Origin of the sequence: Streptococcus mitis (assembly GCF_001579035.1) — a bacterium.
GTDB lineage: Bacteria > Bacillota > Bacilli > Lactobacillales > Streptococcaceae > Streptococcus > Streptococcus mitis_J.
This window is the reverse complement of record NZ_KQ970285.1, coordinates 442,728-444,673: the sequence shown is the minus strand read 5'-3', so window position 1 is coordinate 444,673 and position 1,946 is coordinate 442,728. Positions and strand designations below refer to the sequence as shown.

At 34.7% G+C, this 1,946-nt stretch carries 3 protein-coding genes; all 3 read right to left on the bottom strand.

Features of this window, described 5'->3' with window-relative positions:
- Nucleotides 1-185, bottom strand: a 185-nt coding sequence (locus SMIDD26_RS02235) for a PTS cellobiose transporter subunit IIB (RefSeq protein ID WP_134990106.1), incomplete at its 3' end; no start/stop codon positions are given.
- A 129-nt stretch (nt 186-314) separates the two neighbouring features.
- Entirely contained in the window at nt 315-554 is a 240-nt protein-coding gene (locus SMIDD26_RS02230; RefSeq protein ID WP_000580381.1) for a SemiSWEET transporter, read from the bottom strand.
- A gap of 51 nt (nt 555-605) precedes the next feature.
- Nucleotides 606-1,946: 6-phospho-beta-glucosidase (locus SMIDD26_RS02225; protein ID WP_061438768.1), on the bottom strand; the 1,341-nt coding region annotated here is incomplete at its 5' end.

The window sequence follows — 1,946 nt, the reverse complement described above, 5'->3', positions numbered from 1 at the left end:
ATTTTTGTTTGAGGGCTGACAAGATATAAATCAAAATCTGCTGCTGCGATAGCTTTCCCTCCTTCAGTAGCACTAATAGCATCAACTACAATATCTTTCCCCTTTCCTTTTAGAAATTCTGTGGTTTTCTTTGCCATAAGTGATGAAGACATTCCTGCTGCACAAATAATTAAAGCTTTTGCCATAATATTTTCTCCTTTTCTTAAATCCAATCAAAGCTGTGCTAAGTTGGCTTATTTGTTATCTAATCTCATTATAAGATAAAGCGCTTTCAATGACAATTCCCTCATTTTCCTAAATGATATGGAAAAAAATTATTTATACTTCAATTTATAAAATAAAATTATTCCTGAAAATAGAAATGAAACACTATTTGCTAAAATCAAAGGTAAGTCACCTATACGAATACCATGAGCAAGCCACAATGCAATACCAATAACTTGCATAACATACATACCCAGAGCAATAGATTCCGTATCCTTTGTCTTAACTACACGAAAAACTTGTGGTAAAAATGCAAATGTCGTTAAAATTGCTGCAATGCTTCCAATCATATGTCACCCCACTTTACTAAACAAACTGAGAATAATCTCAGTTTGTTTACACTATTCTACTGATTCACCATTAGATGAAATAACTTCCTTATACCAACCAAAAGATTTTTTCGGGGAACGGTTATAACTTCCCTGACCATTATCATCTTTATCTACATAGATAAAGCCATAACGTTTCCTCATTTCACCTGTACCAGCTGAAACTAAATCAATACATCCCCATGGAGTATAACCCATTAAATCAACACCATCTTCAACTACAGCCTTTTTCATTTCACGAATATGGGCACCTAGATATTCAATTCTATAATCATCATGTACCATACCATCTGCTGCAACTTGATCTATAGCTCCAAAACCATTTTCAACAATAAAGAGTGGCAAACGATAGTGGTCTGTAAACCAATTTAACGCGTAACGCAAACCTTCAGGATCAATTTGCCACTCCCATTCAGAAGCCTTAACGTAATTATTTTTCACTAAATCCTCTGTTTCAAGATAATCAAAATAAGGATTGTTTTCGCGATGAGAGTCGATAGCAAAGGACATGTAGTAACTAAAACCAATGTAATCTACAGTTCCCCCAAGTAAATCTTCTTTATCCTGCTCTGTAAAATCAACTGAAATACCTTTTCGTTCCCAATACTTGAAAATATGTTCAGGATATTTACCTAAAACATGCACATCAGCAAAATAATAACGTTTCTGCATAGCTTTCATTGCCATTAAGATATCCTTAGGATTGCAAGTAGCTGGATAAATTGGACACATCGCAATCATACAACCTATTTGAAAATCTGGATTAATTTCATGACCAATTTTTACAGCTCGTGCAGAAGCAACTAATTCGTAATGTGCTGCTTGATACATAATTGCTTCTCTATTATCACCTTCCTCATATACAATACCTGAGTTAGTAAATGGTGCAAAATCTTCCTGATAATTCGCTTGGTTATTGATTTCATTGAAGGTCATCCAATATTTAACCTTATCTTTGTAACGTTTAAATACGACTTCTGCAAAATGAACAAAGAAATCAATCAATTTCCTATTTTTCCAGCCACCATATTCGGTCACTAAGTGATAAGGCATCTCAAAATGAGATAGGGTGATTACAGGTTCAATACCGTTCTTTAAGCATTCATCAAAAAGATTATCATAAAACTGTAATCCTTCTTCATTAGGTTCTAACTCATCTCCTTTTGGAAAGATACGTGTCCATGCAATAGAGGTACGGAAGCACTTGAATCCCATTTCAGCAAAGAGTGCTATGTCTTCTTTATAACGATGATAAAAATCTATCGCCTCATGATTTGGATAATACTTACCCTCTAAAACACCCGAAGTAATTTCACGAGCTACTCCATGGCGACCGGCAGTCATTACATCAGC

Excerpts from the sequence above, each read along its gene's own strand:
- SMIDD26_RS02230 (WP_000580381.1), bottom strand. The coding sequence starts at position 554 with ATGATTGGAAGCATTGCAGCAATTTTAACGACATTTGCATTTTTACCA.